Raw genomic sequence first — 13778 nt, 5'->3', positions numbered from 1 at the left:
GTGACGACCGGTCCCGAGCCGGGGGCCGCCTCCGATCCTTCGATCGTGCCAGGAGGCGGCCCCCTTCTCCCTCTTCTCCTACTTGGTGATCCTCGTGACCTGGCCCGCGCCGACGGTCCGGCCACCCTCCCGGATGGTGAACCGCAGGCCCTCCTCCATCGCGACGGGCTGGATCAGGGTGACGGTGATCTCGACGTTGTCCCCGGGCATGACCAGTTCGGTGCCCTCCTTGAGGGTCACCACCCCGGTGACGTCGGTGGTGCGGAAGTAGAACTGGGGCCGGTAGTTGTTGAAGAACGGGGTGTGCCGGCCGCCCTCGTCCTTGGACAGGATGTAGGCCGTCGCCTCGAACTCGGTGTGCGGGGTCACCGATCCGGGCTTGATGATGCACTGCCCGCGCTCGACGTCCTCGCGCTTGATGCCGCGCAGCAGCAGGCCGACGTTCTCGCCGGCCCGCCCCTCGTCGAGCAGCTTGCGGAACATCTCGATGCCGGTGACCGTGGTCGTGGTCTTCTCCGGCTTGATGCCGATGATGTCGACGGTCTCGTTGACCTTCAGCACCCCGCGCTCGATCCGGCCGGTCACCACGGTGCCGCGGCCGGTGATGGTGAAGACGTCCTCGACCGGCATCAGGAAGGGGTGGTCGATGTCCCGCGTGGGCTGCGGGATGCTCTCGTCGACGGCCTTCATCAGACCCAGCAGCTTCTCGCCCCACTCCTTGTCGCCCTCCAGGGCCTTGAGGGCGGAGACCTGGACCACCGGGGTGTTGTCGCCGTCGAACTCGTACTCGGAGAGGAGCTCGCGGACCTCCAGCTCGACGAGCTCCAGGATCTCCTCGTCGTCCACCATGTCGGCCTTGTTCAGGGCGACGACGATGTACGGGACCCCTGACTGGCGGGCCAGCAGGACGTGCTCCTTGGTCTGCGGCATCGGGCCGTCGGTGGCGGCGACGACGAGGATCGCCCCGTCCATCTGGGCGGCGCCGGTGATCATGTTCTTGATGTAGTCCGCGTGACCCGGGCAGTCGACGTGGGCGTAGTGACGCGCCTCGGTCTGGTACTCGACGTGCGCGATCGAGATCGTGATGCCGCGCTGCCGCTCCTCCGGCGCCTTGTCGATCTCGTCGAACGGCGTGAAAGGGTTCAGGTCCGGATAGGCGTCGTGCAGGACCTTGGTGATCGCCGCCGTCAGCGTCGTCTTCCCGTGGTCGACATGGCCGATGGTGCCGATGTTGACATGCGGCTTCGTCCGCTCGAACTTCGCCTTCGCCACGCGCTCCTCCTCAGATGTCGGACCGGGGCGGAGAGCCATCGGCCGACCGCCTGCCCGCGCTGCTCATGGAAAGCGCGGGGCGCGGCCGTCGCACGCGGGGAGGGCGTACCCCCGCCGCCGCGACCAGGAGTGACCGACCCCGCGCAGAGGGTAACCATAGCTGGCCGGAGGTGCGGCGGAGCCGGGACCACGCCCTCCGGCGGGCCCGGCCCCGCGGGCCCGCCGGTCCCGGCCCGGCCGTCCGGGCCAGTCGTCCGGGCTAGTCGTCCGGGCCCAGGTCCAGGACGGCCTTGCCGAGGACCCAGCGCCCGACGAGCGCGTCCGCCGCCTCGTGGGCCCTGGTCCAGGAGCCGCGCCAGCCGATCTGCGGGGAGAGCCGGTCCGTCGCCACCAGGTGGAGCAGGTGACCGAGGTCGGCACCGACGGGCGTGCTGACGTTGAAGTTCTCCAGCCGACCGTTCGGGCTCTCGACGCGGGCCCGCTCGAAGTCGATGACGGTCGGCTCGCCGGAGGCCTTCCCGATCGCCTGGACGACGCCGCCGCGTTCGAGGTGGTAGAACGCCTCGGCCAGCTGGCTGCCGCCGACGTTGTCGAGCACGCCGTACACCGGCGCCGTCAGCTCCTCCGGGCCGTGCACGATCTCGGCCGCGCCCAGCTCCCGCAGGCCCTCCGCACGGGCCGGGCCGCCGACCGAGGCGACGACGTGCGCACCCCCCAGCGCGAGGAGCTGGACGGCGAAGCGCCCCACCCCGCCCGAGGCGCCGGTGACCAGGACCCGACGGCCGAGGACGGAGCCCAGGCGGCGGACCGCCTGGAGCGCCGTGACCCCGGCCACCGGGAGGGCGCTCGCCGTCCCGAGCTCGACGGCGTCGGGCACGACCGCCAGCTCGGCGGTGTCCACCGCCCGCAGCCGCGCCCAGGCGCCGCCCCACCCGAAGGTGACCACCCGGGCCCCGACGGGTGGACCCGATCCGTCGTCGGCCGACCGGACGACGACACCCGCCGCGTCCCAGCCCGGCACCGTGCCGGGTGGGGTGTCCGGCGACCGGTAGACGATCTCACCGAAGTTGAAGGAGACCGCGTCGACCTCGATCAGCGCCTGTCCGGGCCCGGGTTTCGGATCCGGCACCTCGGCGAAGCTCAGCTGCCGGGGGGCGTTCGGGTCGTGGACGAGTGCCTTCATGGCGGGCCCTTCAGTGCGGAGGATCGGAGGAGGGGGTGCCGCGGAGGGGTGCCGCGGAGGGGGGCCGCCACGATCGGCGGCCCCCTGGAGTGGCGCCGGGCGCCGCGGGGTCAGCGGGTGGCGCTCTCCGCGCCGTCGACCGGGCGCACCGCGACCGCGTCTATCTCGAAGAGCATCCCGGGCAGCGCCAGCGACGCGACGCCGCTGAGCGTCTGGGCGGGCAGCCGGTCGCCCCAGGCGGCGTGCAGGGCCTTCCCCAGCACACCCAGCTTCTCCAGGTCGTGGTCGACGACGTACGAGCCGAGCCGGACGACGTGCTCGAAGCCGAGGCCGACGCCGGCCAGCGCGGTGCGCAGGTTGTCGAAGGACCGCTCGACCTGGGCGGCGAAGTCGCCGGGGACGACCTGGCCGCTCTCGTCGGAGGCGTACTGCCCGCCGATGAAGACCGGTTCGCCGGGCGCGGAGGCGGCGTGGCTGTAGCCGAACGGCGTGGGGTCGTGCAGGCCGGCGGGGTTGGTGAGGGCGCGGTGGTCGTGGAGGTCACTCATGGTCGACGGTTCCTTCGGTTGTGGTGCGGTGGGTGCGACGGGTCGTTGTCGTGACGTCAGGTGCGGTGCTGCGCACGCCTTCCGGCGGCTCGGCGTCGACCCGGAGCCCTCCGGTGGCAACGCTCCGCGCGGCGGCGATCATCCCGGCGGGCGGTCCCCCCGCCCGCCGGGCTTCCTTCCGGCGGTCCTCCTCCGGGCGGTCCTCCTCCGGGCCGGTCATCCCTCCAGGCGGACGAGCATCTTGCCGGTGTTGGCGCCGCGCATCACGCCGAGGAAGGCGGCCGGCGCCTGCTCGATGCCCTCGACGACGGTCTGCTCGGTCCGCAGGCTCCCGTCGGCGAGCCAGCCGGCGGCCCGGCCGATCCACTCGGGGAAGAGGTGGAAGTAGCTGCTGACCAGCATCCCGCGCAGGTTCAGCTCCTTGGCCGCCGCCTGGAACAGGTTGTCGGGACCCGGGGCCGGGCTGGTCGCGTTGTAGGTGCTGATCGCGCCGACGAGGGCGATCCGGCCGCCGGTGCGCATCGCGCCGATGGCGGCCCGCAGGTGGTCGCCGCCGACGCTGTCGAGGTAGACGTCGATGCCCTCCGGGGCGGCTGCGGCGAGCTGTTCGTCCAGCGAGCCGGCCCGGTAGTCGATCGCGGCGTCGTAACCGAAGTCCGTCACCAGCTTCGCTGCCTTCTCCGGGCCGCCGGCCGAACCGATCACCTTCGAGGCGCCGAGCCTGCGGGCCAGCTGCCCGGCGACGCTGCCCACCGCCCCGGCGGCGGCGGAGACGAAGACGACGTCGCCCTCGCGGACCGGGGCGATCTCGGTCAGCGCCGCGTAGGCGGTGAGGCCGGTGGTGCCCAGCACCCCCAGGTAGGCGGAGGCCGGGGCGAGGCCGGTGTCGACGACGGTCGCGGCGGCGGCGTCCAGGACGGCGTACTCGCGCCAGCCGAGGAAGTGGGAGACGGTCGCGCCGACCGGCACGGCGTCGGAGTGGGAGGCGACCACCACGCCGACCGCGCTGCCGTCCAGGGCCGCGCCGAGCTCGAACGGCGGGATGTAGGACGGCGCGTCGTCCATCCGGCCCCGCATGTACGGGTCCACCGACATCCAGGTGTTGCGGACGACGATCTCGCCCTCGGCCGGCTCGGGGACGGCGGTGCGGACCAGCTCGAAGGTGTCGGCGGTGGGCGACCCGACCGGGCGGGAGGCGAGCCGGACCTCGGCGGAGAAGGTGGTGGCGGGGGTCACGGTGGTCTGCTGGGTGCTCATGGCGGGCTTCCTCGTTCTTCGTCCGGTGCTGCCGTTTCCTGCTGACGAGGAAGACTCTGCCGGGGGCCTCGCACGATCGGCTGACGGTCCGCGCACGGCCGCCCGGCCCGTACGCACAGGGCCGCCCGGCGGGCATGCGCACGGGACGTCGGACCGGCCGACTTCCGGTGCGGGAACCCTCGGCCCGGGCGTCCGGCGCGGACGCCCGCACGTCCGCCGGTGCGAAGGACGCCGGTGCGAACGACGCCGGTGCGGCGAAACCGGTCGACAGGAGCGGCCCGGGTGGCGGAGAGTCGGGAAGCATGACCGTGCTCCCCGAACTGCCGCCGCTCCCCGCCCGCTACCGGAGCCGGCCGGCCGCCGCCGACGACGCCCCGGCCGTCCACCGGCTGGTCGACGCCTGCGAGCGCGACCTGCTGGGCCGGGCCGAGACCGGGTCCGACGACATCGCCGCCGACCTGGCCCTCCCCGACCTCGACCCGGCCCGCGACGCGCTGCTCGTGCAGGACGGCGACGGCGAGGTGGCCGGCTGGGCGTGGGTCCGCGGGGGCCGCCGGAGCCGGATCGACGTCCACCCGACCCACCGGGGCGCCGGGTTGGGCGGATGGCTGCTCGACTGGACCGAGGCGCAGGCCCGGCGTGCGGGCGGCGTACGGCTCGCCCAGGCCGTGGAGGACGGCGACCGGGCCGCCGTGGCACTGCTGCGCTCGCGCGGGTACCGGCCGTTCGTCTCCCAGTGGCAGCTGGGGATCGCACTGCCCGCCCGCCCGGTGGCGGCCGGCCCGCCGGACGGGATCACGGTGCGGCCCTTCGCCCCCGGTGACGAGCAGGAGGCCTACCTGCTCACCGAGGACGCGTTCGACGAGTGGCAGGTGCGGCGCAGCTCCTACGAGGAGTGGGCCCTGCGGACCGTCGGACGGGAGGCGTTCGCGCCCGCGCTCTCGCGGGTGGCCCTCGCGGACGGGGAGATGGTGGGCGCGGCGCTGTCGCTCGACGTGCCGGGCGGGAGCGAGGGCTACGTGGAACGGCTGGCCGTCCGCCGCGACCACCGGAACCGGGGCATCGCACGGCTGCTGCTGGGCGAGGTGTTCGGCGCGTTCCACCGGCACGGGCGGGAGCTGTGCACCCTGTGGACGCACTCGAACACCGGCGCGCTGCCGCTGTACGAGCGGATCGGGATGACCGTCCGGCGCACCTCGTCCATGTACGGCAAGGTGCTCGACGAGGAGCCCCGGTAGGGCGGGGGGCGGTGCGGCGTTCCGGCGTTCGGCCGCTCCACGGTTCCGGGATTAGGGCTCGGTGCGGAACGCCGGGGGGAGAATATGACGCCCAGTCATCGGAAAGTCACGCATTTCCGTGATTGATGCGCACCTGCAATTTCCGCACCCCACCCCCACGGACGGAACGCCGTAGCCGGTTCATCACGCTTCGCATTCGCACCGGGAATTCCCGGTGCGGCGCGCACCCTAGACGTCGAGATCGGCCTCGATCCGCTTGAGACCGTGCCGGGCGAGCGCCAGGTTGGCGCGCGAGCGGTCCAGCGCCAGGTAGAGGAAGAGGGATCCGTGACTGCGCGCCAGCGGGCGGATCAGGTGGTACTGGGTGCCGAGGGTGATCAGGATGTCCTCGATGACGTCGTCGATCGACAGCGCTGCCAGGGCCCGTATCTTGGCCCGGACGACCTCGGTGTTGGCGGCTGCCGCGACCTCCAGGTCGAGCTGCTGGCCCCCGCCGAGGAACCCGAGTGACATACCGCTCTCGTAGTCGGCCAGAGCCACGCCGATGGCGCCCTCGATGGCCATCGCGTCCTTGAGTGCGTTGTCAATGTTCATGCGCTGTTCGTCCTTTGCGTGACTTCCGGGCAGAACTCCCGTGTGCGGGAACAAAGTAGCAAGAAGCCACCCTCGGTGGTCACCCCGCGGAAATGGTGGAATAAAGTACGCTGCCAACAGTTCGGAACGTGAAGGGGTACTGGTGCGCGCACTCGAAGCTTCCCTCTCCGACGTGCTCGACTCCCCCGGAGTCATCGGCGCCGCTCTCGTCGACGCCGTCACGGGCCTCAGCTACCACTCCGCCGGGGACCACCGGCTGCTCGGCAGCGGGGCCGAGCTCGCCGAGCTGACCAATCTGATCGGCGAGCGTCTGTACGAGGCCGGGGTGGAGAGCGAGTTGGAGAGCGTGGTGGTCACCAGCACCCGCCATCACCAGGTCGTCCAGGTGGTGCCCCGTCAGGGCGACCCCCTGCTGCTGGCCACCGTGCTGGACCGGGGGCGGACCAACCTGGCGCTGGCGATCCGCCAGACCGCCGACCGTGCGGGGGGCCTGCTGGCATGAGCGGCCCTCCCGACGAGCTGTCCCACGACCCGGCCCACCACCCTGCCCGCCACCCTGCCCACCGACCGGCCGGCGGCCGGGCCCACGACCCGGCACCGCCCGTGCCGCCTGCGGCCCGTAACGTGCCCGCGCTGCTCCTCGCGCTGCACCGGACGGGCTTCACCGGCTCGGTCACCGTCTCCAGCGCACCGGGCGGCACCATCCACCTGGAACAGGGGCTGGTCACGGCGATCGAGACCCCCGGGGCCCCGACCGCCGAGACCCTGCTGCTGAAGGCGCGGCGCGTCGGCGAGGCGGACTGGGCGACCGCCGAGACGGCCGCCTCCGCCGCCCGCCCGGTCGACGCTCCCGCGGCCTGGGGCGGCGACCTCGGCGCGGCCCTGGTGGCCCAGGGGTCGATCGGCGCCACCGAACTCGAAGCCGTCTGCGCCGCCGCCGCCTTCGACGGAGCCTTCGCCCTGGTGCTCAGCCCGCCCGGCAGCTGGGAGATCGCCGAATCGGCGCCGCCCGCCCGGATCGCGCTGTGCCCGGGGATCGAGCCGCAGCGGCTCTTCGAGGAGACCGCCCGGCGGGTGGCGCTGCTGACCCGCCTCTGGGGCCCGCCCGGCGAGCTGGCCCGCACCCGGATCCGCCCTGCCGCCGCGGCCGAGTCCGCTGCGTCGCGGATCCCGGTCCGGTACCGGGAGGTCCTGGCCGCGGCCACCGGCCGCCGCACCCCGCGCGACATCGGATTCGCGCTGGGGCGCGGCGTGTTCTCGGTGCTGCTCGACGTCGTCCGGATGGACGCCCGACACCTTCTCCACCGCGAAACGGCGCTCCCGGCCGCCACGGCACCGAGCGTGGCCCCGCGAACGCCGCCGAGCGGACCGCTGCCGACCGCGACCGGGCCGCTGCCGCGTCGCGTCCCCGGCGCACGCGGCGCAGGGAACGCGGGCGGCCACGGCCGGCCGGACTCCCGGCCCGAGGAAGCGGCGGGCGCTTCCGACGGTCCACCGAACGCACACCGCACCGAGACGACAGAGACGACCGAGAAGAGCAGACCATGAGCACCCAGACACCGACCGCCGTTCTCGTCGCCGAGTTGAAGTCCCTCCGCGAACGGGTCATGGGCATCTCCGAGAGTGTCATCTCCACCGCCGACGGCCTGCTGGTGGCCGCCGACACGGCCGCCGTCCACCCCGAGTCGGCCGCCGCCCTGTCGGCCGCCATGCTCGGCCTCGGCCGGCGCACCGCGGCCGAGGTCGGCGTGGGCGGCCTGCGCGACGTGGTCACCCGTTGCAACGGCGGCTACGTCGTGGTGCTGGCGATCGGGGACCAGGCGCTGCTGATGGTCCTGGGCGACGAGGGCCTCGACATCGCCGGCCTGCACCGCGAGTCGCCCGCCTCGATCCGGCGGCTGAGCGAGCTGCTCGGGATGGTCCCCGCGGCCTAGCGCAGGCCCCGGCGACGGACGGGGGTGTCCGGGATCCGCACAACGGCGGGCCTGCCGGACGGCAGGCGGGCGGGGCCCGGCCGCCCGACACGGCCGTCGGTCACGGCACGCCCGCGGACGCGTCCGCATCCGCGTACGCAGGCACCGGCCCCTCCCGGACAGCGTCGCCCATAGCCTGACATGTCGTCACCGCAACCGGTCGGCAAGGGCCGCGCGGACCGACCCGCCTGCCTCAACGGACGCTCTCACGAAAGGACTTGGGCTGCGAAGGCCGCCACAGCGCCCCAGCTGGAGGGGTGCACCGCACTCCGGGGCCCGGGCGGACCGGACCGGAGCGGCGTCGCCTTCGTGCCCCATGGGGCACGCCGCGGATTCCGCGAGGCCGGCCGCGGGTCAGGCGCCCGTGTACTGGGCGGCGTACTCCTCGCTGGGCGGGACGACGGTGATGACGTCGATCAGCACGCCGTCCGGGGCGGCGACGATGAAGTGACGCTGGCCGAACTCCTCCGTGCGCAGCGGCAGCACCTCGGGCAGGCCGGCCCCGGCGACGAGCCGCCGGTGCTCGGCGTCCACGTCGTCCACCTCGAAGTTCAGCAGCAGGCCGCCCCGGAGTGGGGTCCGGTGGCCCTCGGGGAGGGTCGGGTGGGTGTGGTCCAGCAGGGCCAGCTCGTACTGCGGGGCGTCGGGGCGGCGCAGGCTCACGTACCAGTCGGCTTCGAAGGTGACCTCGAAGCCGAGGTGGCGGGTGTAGAAGGCGCGGGAGGCGGCCACGTCCCGGGTGGCGATCACCGGGTAGAAGCCACCGAGCCCGGCCGCGGGCGCGTTCGCGGCCCCGTTAGCAGTTCCGTTCGCAGTTCCGTTCGCAGTTCCGTTCGCGGGCTCGGCCCCGAGGCCGGTCCCGAGGTCGCTCCTGAGGTCGTTCGTCATGGCGGAGGCCCTTCGCGTCCATTTCACATACCCGGGGTATGTGAATCTTGGCGTTAGCATACCCGGGGTACGCGAAATGGAAAGGGCGGTGCGACGCGATGGCGGTCAACCGGGCGGAGCAGCGGGCAGCCACCCGGCGGGCGCTGCTGACCGAAGGGCGGCAGCGGTTCGCCGCCGACGGCTACCACCAGGTGGTGCTGGCCGAGGTGGCACGGGGCGCCGGGGTCACCAAGGGGGCCGCCTACCACCACTTCGACAGCAAGGCCGGACTCTTCCGGGCCGTCGTCGCCGAGGTGCAGCAGGAGCTGGGCGAGCGGGTCGCGGCGGAGGCCGAACGGCACGAGGACCTCTGGGAGCAGCTCCGGGCCGGCTGCCGCGCCTTCCTCGCCTCGGGGACCGACCCGGCCGTGCGACGGATCCTGCTGGTCGACGCGCCGACCGTGCTGGGCTGGGACGAGTGGCGGGCGCTGGACGAGGAGTCGTCCGCCCGGCACCTGGCGGAGGCCCTGACGGCGCTCGTGGCGGCCGGGACCGTCGCCGAGCAGCCGGTGGAGCCGCTGGCCCGGCTGCTCTCGGGGGCGATGAACGAGGCCGCGCTCTGGATCGCACGGGGCGGGGACTCCCGGGCCGCCGAGCAGGCGCTCGACCGGCTCCTGTCGGGACTGCGCACGTCGGCCTGATCGCTCGCACCCGACGCCCGGCCGAACGCCCCACGGATGCCCGGTCGGCGAGGGGCCGCCCCCACAGCGGCCCGTCGCCGGCCCTCCCACCGCCCGCCCCGGTCTCGCGGGTCAACCCCGCGGGTCGGTGAGGTAGGCGTCGAACGCCCCCTTCGTCGGTTCGGAGGAGTAGAGCCAGTGGCCCACGACGTCCCGGGTGAGCAGGGTGGCCCTCGGGAAGGACTGCGTCATCCGGCGCGCACCCGGCAGCGGCGTCCGCTGGTCGAGGGTGGCGTTCGCCACCAGGACGCGCGGGAGGTCGCCCGCCACCCGGGCGGGCCGGGCCTTCGGCGGGACGGTCCAACCCTGGCAGCCGAGGACGATGTCCAGGCCCTGGGTGCTGACGCGGACGTGCGGCGCGGCCCGGGCGACCCGCTCCCGGATGGCCCGGTACTCGGCGTGGTCGCGGATCCGGAGGTCGTAGTCCCGGCAGAGCACGAGCTGCATGTCACGGCTGGGGCCCTGGTACTGGGGCCAGTGGACCGTGCCCGTCCCGGTGTACACGGCGGCCAGCTCCCGCGTCGCCCGCTCCGGGTCCCACCCCCAGGTCAGGAACGTGAGGAAGTCGGACAGGCCGTCGGCGTCGGCCACGGCCTGTGTCGGCCCGTCCGGTCCCGGGACGCGGAGCGTGCCGGCCTCGGCGCGGGCGAACAGTTCGGCGGCGACGGCCGCCAGGTCCCGGCCGCTCAACGCACAGGACGGCGCCGTCGAGCACCAGGCCGCCAGGCGCTTGAAGGTGTCGTCGGCGGTGACGCTGGCGTCGGTGAGGAAGCGCTCAGCGTTCGGCCGGTCCGGGTCCATCACGCTGTCGAGGGCGAGCGCGCGGAGCCGCTCCGGGAACAGGCGCGCGTAGCGCTCGCCGAGGAGCGTGCCGTAGGAGTGGCCGAGGAAGCTGATCCGGCGCTCGCCGAGGGCGGCGCGGATCGCGTCCATGTCCCGCGCCACGCTCTCGGTGTCCATGTGCGCGGCGAGCGGGCCCGTGAGCCGCAGGCAGCCGGCCGCGAGCCGGCCGTTCAGGGTGCGCATCTGCTCGAAGGCCGCCGCGTCGCGCGGGCGGGACGTGATCCCGCCCGCGATCGACTCGTCGCAGCGGGCCTGCTGGCTGCGGTGGCTGCCCCTCGGGTCGAAGCCGACGATGTCGAACCGCTGCAGCATCTCCGGCGTGTAGACGCCCTTCTGGGGGTGACCGGCGTGCAGCGCGTCGTCGGCCCCGGGGGCCCAGGGGCCGCCCGGGTTCGACATCAGGACGCCGATGCGCCGGGCCGGGTCGGCGGCCCGCAGGCGGGCGACGAAGATGCCGGTCTTCGGGCCGTGCGGCTTCGACCAGTCCACCGGCACCTCGACCGTCGCGCACTGCGCGGCGGGGTTCGGGTCCGGCATGGGCGGTTCGCTCCTGGGGCAGGAGCCCCACCTGATCGGCGCCGCGGAGGTACTCGGCTCCGACTGGTTCTGGGCGGCGGCCGGTCCGGTCAGCGCGAGGGTCGCGACTGAGGCGGAGAGCGCCAGGAGGGCGGACAGTACGCGCCGCCCTCGGTTCGGATGGGTCTTCCCACGCATACTCATGCCCGTGAACAACCCGCCACCACCGCCGCCGGGTTGCGTCCACCTGCGACACACGGTGATTCCGTGCCCGATGAGGCACGTCGATGCGACTTTCAAGTCCCTTGTTCTCATGGCAGGTTGACGAATCGACAGCCGATTCCGGAAGGTTCTCGGCGAGGCCGGCACCCGCTGCCCCGGTCCTTCGACCGTGGGTGTCCGGCCCGCCCCGCCCCGCCGCCCGGCGGAGTGGACCGCTCGTCACCCGGGGACACGGATGAAGAGGATCAAGAGGGCCGCCGCCACCGCGGTGGCCGCCATGGCGCTGGCCATGGGCGGCGCGGCGGGCACGGCCGGCACGGCCCACTCCCGGAGCACCACGGAGACGCCCCGGGGCGACTCCCACAAGGCCGAGGTCAGGATCTAGGTCTCACGAACTCGGACCCGCCGGTGGGAGCGGGTCCGACGGCCTCTCCGCCCCGGACCCCGGCATCCTGCCGGGGTCCGGGGCGGCGACGTGGGACTCAGGCGGTGTCGCGGTTCCGGCGCCGGATCCGGCCGAGGACGACGGCTCCGCCCACGAGGGCGAGCGCCGCGATCGAGCCGCCGGCGAGCAACGGGGTCCGGGAGGACGGGTCGGCTGCCCGGTCAGTGGTCCCGTACCCGCTGGACAGGCCCCGGGTGTCGTACTCGGAACCGGGCAGCTTGTCGGCGTACCGGGCCTTGAGGAGCTTCTGGTAGTCGGCGAGCGACACCGCCGACTGGCCGTCGAGCCCCTCCCGGGCCTGGTCGTTGAGCGGCTCCACGGTGGTGAGCTTCAGCTGGTACCAGCCGCGGATCTGCGGCTCGGTGAAGACCAGGGTGCCCAAGCCCGCCTTGCCGGCGTACGTGGCGTCGCTGTCGCCGTCGCGCACCCCCGCCAGGTGCCAGCCGCCGCCCTCGGTCGGGGCGAGCAGCACCGTGGCGGTGCGGTCGTTGACGGTCGCGTTGAGCGAGGAGACGAGGTGGCTCAGCCTGATGGCCTCGGTGGGGAGCGGCGGGGCCGTGCCCGCGGCGAAGCCCGGGGTGATCTCGTTCACCGCCAGCGGGTCCTTGAGTGTGAACGCGGGCAGGCCCTCGCACGGCGAGGCCGTGTCGGGAATCGTCACCACGGTGTCGGATCCGCCCTGGGGCAGCGGCGTTCCGAGAAAGCGGCAGACGGCGTCGCGGACGTCGGCCGACTTCACCAGGTCGAGGGCGGCCTGGTAGTCGGGGATGTCGGCCGCGCGGGCCGGGCCGACGGCGGACAGCAGTGCGGACGCGCTCAGCGCCAGGACGATGGGCAGCCGGGAGAACCGAATGGTCTCCCGCTTGACGGGCATTCCTTGGTCACGCATGTGTCGCCCTCCTTGCTCTGTCTATCGGGAGATGCCGGTACGGGAGTGGGTCCACTTGAACGAGCTGTTGTTCACGTAGTCGCCGTAGTTCCACCACGTGTAGGTGGCGGTGTCCGGCCACGGGTCGGCGACGGCGATGGTGTTGTTCGAGGTGTCGAAGCCGTAGACGATGTTCATGTGGCCACCGCCGGAGGTCCATCCGATTCGGGCGCCGATCGGCCGGGCCGCCTTGACGTCAGTGGTGACCTGGGCGAACGAGGCCGCACTGCTGATCCCGGTACCGGTCTTGGACAGGCCCAGGCTCGACCAGGCGTTGGCCATGTCCCCGAGCGTGGCGGGCTGGTTGTTGCAACTCGGACCGCCGCTGTACTGGGAGGCGCGGTCGCAGAAGTCCGCCTGCGTGGTGCCGAATCCCTGGAACTTGGCGATGGTGAGCCCGGCGGCCGACCAGCACCACTGGCTCTTCTCCTGCTTCAGCATGGTGATCTGGTCGTAGCCGGCCTCCGCCCGGGCCGTACCGCCTGCTGCCAGGAGGATCCCCGAGGCCGCCAGCGCCAAGGCCGGTCCGGTGGCCGCGAACCTGAATCTGCTCATATCCCTGCCTTCCCATGGGGCGAGTGAGTGCCCAGCGACATGAGAGCGCGGACCGCCGCCGATCCCCAGGGGGCTCGTGGAAACTACAGCCGAAGGGGTTGTTAGCCATATAAGAGCTGGATGGCTTGAAATGTGCGTAGCCAGAGGGACGTTGGGGCGCCTGGATTCCACCGGACGCGCGGCGACCTGTGTCGTCCGAGCGGCCCGGGCCGGGGGCGGCCCGGGCAGCGCGGGTCGGTCAGCGGGGTATGCGGTGGCGGCCCCGGGGATGCTGCCGCTGCTCGGGGATCGGATTGCTCTCGGGGCTGAAGTGGCCGGCCTGGCGGGCGATCCAGGCGTATTCGGTGGTGCCGTCGGGGTGGTGGCGCAGTTCCCAGCGGCCGTGGCGGGTGATGGGGGGGTGGGGTGTCCTCGATCCGCAGGCTCGTGACCACGCCGACGACGACGGTCGCGAGGGCGAGGGCGAGGGCGAGGAGGACGGCGAAGGCGGTGGCGACGAGGTAGTCGGTCATCGGAGGTATCCGAGGTGGTGGGCGAGGCTTTCGAGGAGGTCGCGGGCCTGGGCGCGGGTGAGGGGGACGGCGAGGTGGTCGCCGG

At 73.4% G+C, this 13778-nt stretch carries 15 protein-coding genes; 6 read left to right on the top strand and 9 right to left on the bottom strand.

Annotated features, from left to right (window positions below):
- Nucleotides 1-78: 78 nt before the first annotated feature.
- From tuf to PUR56_RS09900, 4 genes are all read right to left on the bottom strand, one after another.
- Nucleotides 79-1272, bottom strand: coding sequence for an elongation factor Tu (gene tuf, locus PUR56_RS09915; protein ID WP_329948598.1), 1194 nt, complete (start codon nt 1270-1272; stop codon nt 79-81).
- Between the two features lie 259 nt (nt 1273-1531).
- Nucleotides 1532-2455 carry a zinc-binding dehydrogenase gene (locus tag PUR56_RS09910; protein ID WP_329948597.1) on the bottom strand — a complete coding sequence of 308 codons (924 nt, stop codon included), beginning with the start codon at nt 2453-2455 and terminating at the stop codon, nt 1532-1534.
- 110 nt (nt 2456-2565) lie between these two features.
- Nucleotides 2566-3003, bottom strand: a complete 438-nt coding sequence (locus PUR56_RS09905; protein WP_329948596.1) for a RidA family protein — start codon at nt 3001-3003, stop codon at nt 2566-2568.
- A 216-nt stretch (nt 3004-3219) separates the two neighbouring features.
- On the bottom strand, nt 3220-4260 hold the full coding sequence (locus PUR56_RS09900; protein ID WP_329948595.1) for an NADP-dependent oxidoreductase: 1041 nt from the start codon (nt 4258-4260) through the stop codon (nt 3220-3222).
- Nucleotides 4261-4562: 302 nt separating this feature from the next.
- Here PUR56_RS09900 and PUR56_RS09895 point away from each other — a divergent pair, with 302 nt between their 5' ends.
- The gene (locus PUR56_RS09895) at nt 4563-5498 is read left to right on the top strand and encodes a GNAT family N-acetyltransferase (protein WP_329948594.1); all 936 of its coding nucleotides are present in this window, start codon (nt 4563-4565) and stop codon (nt 5496-5498) included.
- A 228-nt stretch (nt 5499-5726) separates the two neighbouring features.
- Here the strand turns inward: PUR56_RS09895 and PUR56_RS09890 are convergent, their stop codons facing one another.
- Entirely contained in the window at nt 5727-6092 is a 366-nt protein-coding gene (locus PUR56_RS09890) for a hypothetical protein (RefSeq protein WP_329882044.1), read from the bottom strand.
- Nucleotides 6093-6234: 142 nt separating this feature from the next.
- Here PUR56_RS09890 and PUR56_RS09885 point away from each other — a divergent pair, with 142 nt between their 5' ends.
- From PUR56_RS09885 to PUR56_RS09875, 3 genes are read left to right on the top strand one after another with little or no spacing between them, the layout of a single operon-like run.
- Nucleotides 6235-6594 (top strand): hypothetical protein, encoded by a 360-nt coding sequence (locus PUR56_RS09885; RefSeq protein ID WP_329948593.1) that lies wholly within the window; start codon nt 6235-6237, stop codon nt 6592-6594.
- Nucleotides 6591-7640 carry a DUF4388 domain-containing protein gene (locus PUR56_RS09880; RefSeq protein WP_329948592.1) on the top strand — a complete coding sequence of 350 codons (1050 nt, stop codon included), beginning with the start codon at nt 6591-6593 and terminating at the stop codon, nt 7638-7640. The genes PUR56_RS09885 and PUR56_RS09880 overlap by 4 nt, the downstream gene beginning before the upstream one ends.
- Complete coding sequence (locus PUR56_RS09875; protein WP_329882041.1) at nt 7637-8026, top strand: roadblock/LC7 domain-containing protein; 390 nt, start codon at nt 7637-7639, stop codon at nt 8024-8026. Before PUR56_RS09880 ends, PUR56_RS09875 begins: the two co-directional genes overlap by 4 nt.
- 393 nt (nt 8027-8419) lie before the next feature.
- On the opposite strand, the gene PUR56_RS09870 is transcribed toward PUR56_RS09875, so the two are convergent.
- Nucleotides 8420-8815 (bottom strand): VOC family protein, encoded by a 396-nt coding sequence (locus tag PUR56_RS09870; RefSeq protein WP_329948687.1) that lies wholly within the window; start codon nt 8813-8815, stop codon nt 8420-8422.
- Nucleotides 8816-9051: 236 nt separating this feature from the next.
- On the opposite strand from PUR56_RS09870, the gene PUR56_RS09865 reads away from it, so the two are divergent.
- Nucleotides 9052-9633, top strand: a complete 582-nt coding sequence (locus PUR56_RS09865; protein ID WP_329948591.1) for a TetR/AcrR family transcriptional regulator — start codon at nt 9052-9054, stop codon at nt 9631-9633.
- 111 nt (nt 9634-9744) lie between these two features.
- On the opposite strand, the gene PUR56_RS09860 is transcribed toward PUR56_RS09865, so the two are convergent.
- A complete protein-coding gene (locus PUR56_RS09860; RefSeq protein ID WP_329948590.1) occupies nt 9745-11052 on the bottom strand; it encodes an alpha/beta fold hydrolase in 1308 nt (435 codons plus the stop codon).
- Between the two features lie 436 nt (nt 11053-11488).
- Here PUR56_RS09860 and PUR56_RS09855 point away from each other — a divergent pair, with 436 nt between their 5' ends.
- Nucleotides 11489-11638: a hypothetical protein gene (locus PUR56_RS09855; RefSeq protein ID WP_329948589.1), complete on the top strand. Its 150-nt coding sequence runs from the start codon at nt 11489-11491 to the stop codon at nt 11636-11638.
- 97 nt (nt 11639-11735) lie between these two features.
- Here the strand turns inward: PUR56_RS09855 and PUR56_RS09850 are convergent, their stop codons facing one another.
- Both PUR56_RS09850 and PUR56_RS09845 read right to left on the bottom strand, forming a co-directional pair.
- Nucleotides 11736-12587, bottom strand: a complete 852-nt coding sequence (locus tag PUR56_RS09850) for a hypothetical protein (RefSeq protein WP_329948588.1) — start codon at nt 12585-12587, stop codon at nt 11736-11738.
- Nucleotides 12588-12608: 21 nt separating this feature from the next.
- Nucleotides 12609-13181 (bottom strand): papain-like cysteine protease family protein, encoded by a 573-nt coding sequence (locus PUR56_RS09845; protein ID WP_329882036.1) that lies wholly within the window; start codon nt 13179-13181, stop codon nt 12609-12611.
- Nucleotides 13182-13778 lie beyond the last annotated feature (597 nt).

It is taken from the genome of Streptomyces sp. BE303, from assembly GCF_036290945.1.
GTDB lineage: Bacteria > Actinomycetota > Actinomycetes > Streptomycetales > Streptomycetaceae > Kitasatospora.
This window is presented reverse-complemented; position numbering and strand designations above follow the sequence as displayed.

What these genes read in the sequence shown, in the direction of transcription:
- PUR56_RS09910 (WP_329948597.1), bottom strand. Translation starts at nt 2,455, where the DNA reads ATGAAGGCACTCGTCCACGACCCGAACGCCCCCCGGCAGCTGAGCTTC.
- PUR56_RS09905 (WP_329948596.1), bottom strand. Translation starts at nt 3,003, where the DNA reads ATGAGTGACCTCCACGACCACCGCGCCCTCACCAACCCCGCCGGCCTG.
- PUR56_RS09900 (WP_329948595.1), bottom strand. Translation starts at nt 4,260, where the DNA reads ATGAGCACCCAGCAGACCACCGTGACCCCCGCCACCACCTTCTCCGCC.
- PUR56_RS09895 (WP_329948594.1), top strand. Translation starts at nt 4,563, where the DNA reads ATGACCGTGCTCCCCGAACTGCCGCCGCTCCCCGCCCGCTACCGGAGC.
- PUR56_RS09890 (WP_329882044.1), bottom strand. Translation starts at nt 6,092, where the DNA reads ATGAACATTGACAACGCACTCAAGGACGCGATGGCCATCGAGGGCGCC.
- PUR56_RS09880 (WP_329948592.1), top strand. Translation starts at nt 6,591, where the DNA reads ATGAGCGGCCCTCCCGACGAGCTGTCCCACGACCCGGCCCACCACCCT.
- PUR56_RS09875 (WP_329882041.1), top strand. Translation starts at nt 7,637, where the DNA reads ATGAGCACCCAGACACCGACCGCCGTTCTCGTCGCCGAGTTGAAGTCC.
- PUR56_RS09865 (WP_329948591.1), top strand. Translation starts at nt 9,052, where the DNA reads ATGGCGGTCAACCGGGCGGAGCAGCGGGCAGCCACCCGGCGGGCGCTG.
- PUR56_RS09860 (WP_329948590.1), bottom strand. Translation starts at nt 11,052, where the DNA reads ATGCCGGACCCGAACCCCGCCGCGCAGTGCGCGACGGTCGAGGTGCCG.
- PUR56_RS09855 (WP_329948589.1), top strand. Translation starts at nt 11,489, where the DNA reads ATGAAGAGGATCAAGAGGGCCGCCGCCACCGCGGTGGCCGCCATGGCG.
- PUR56_RS09850 (WP_329948588.1), bottom strand. Translation starts at nt 12,587, where the DNA reads ATGCGTGACCAAGGAATGCCCGTCAAGCGGGAGACCATTCGGTTCTCC.
- PUR56_RS09845 (WP_329882036.1), bottom strand. Translation starts at nt 13,181, where the DNA reads ATGAGCAGATTCAGGTTCGCGGCCACCGGACCGGCCTTGGCGCTGGCG.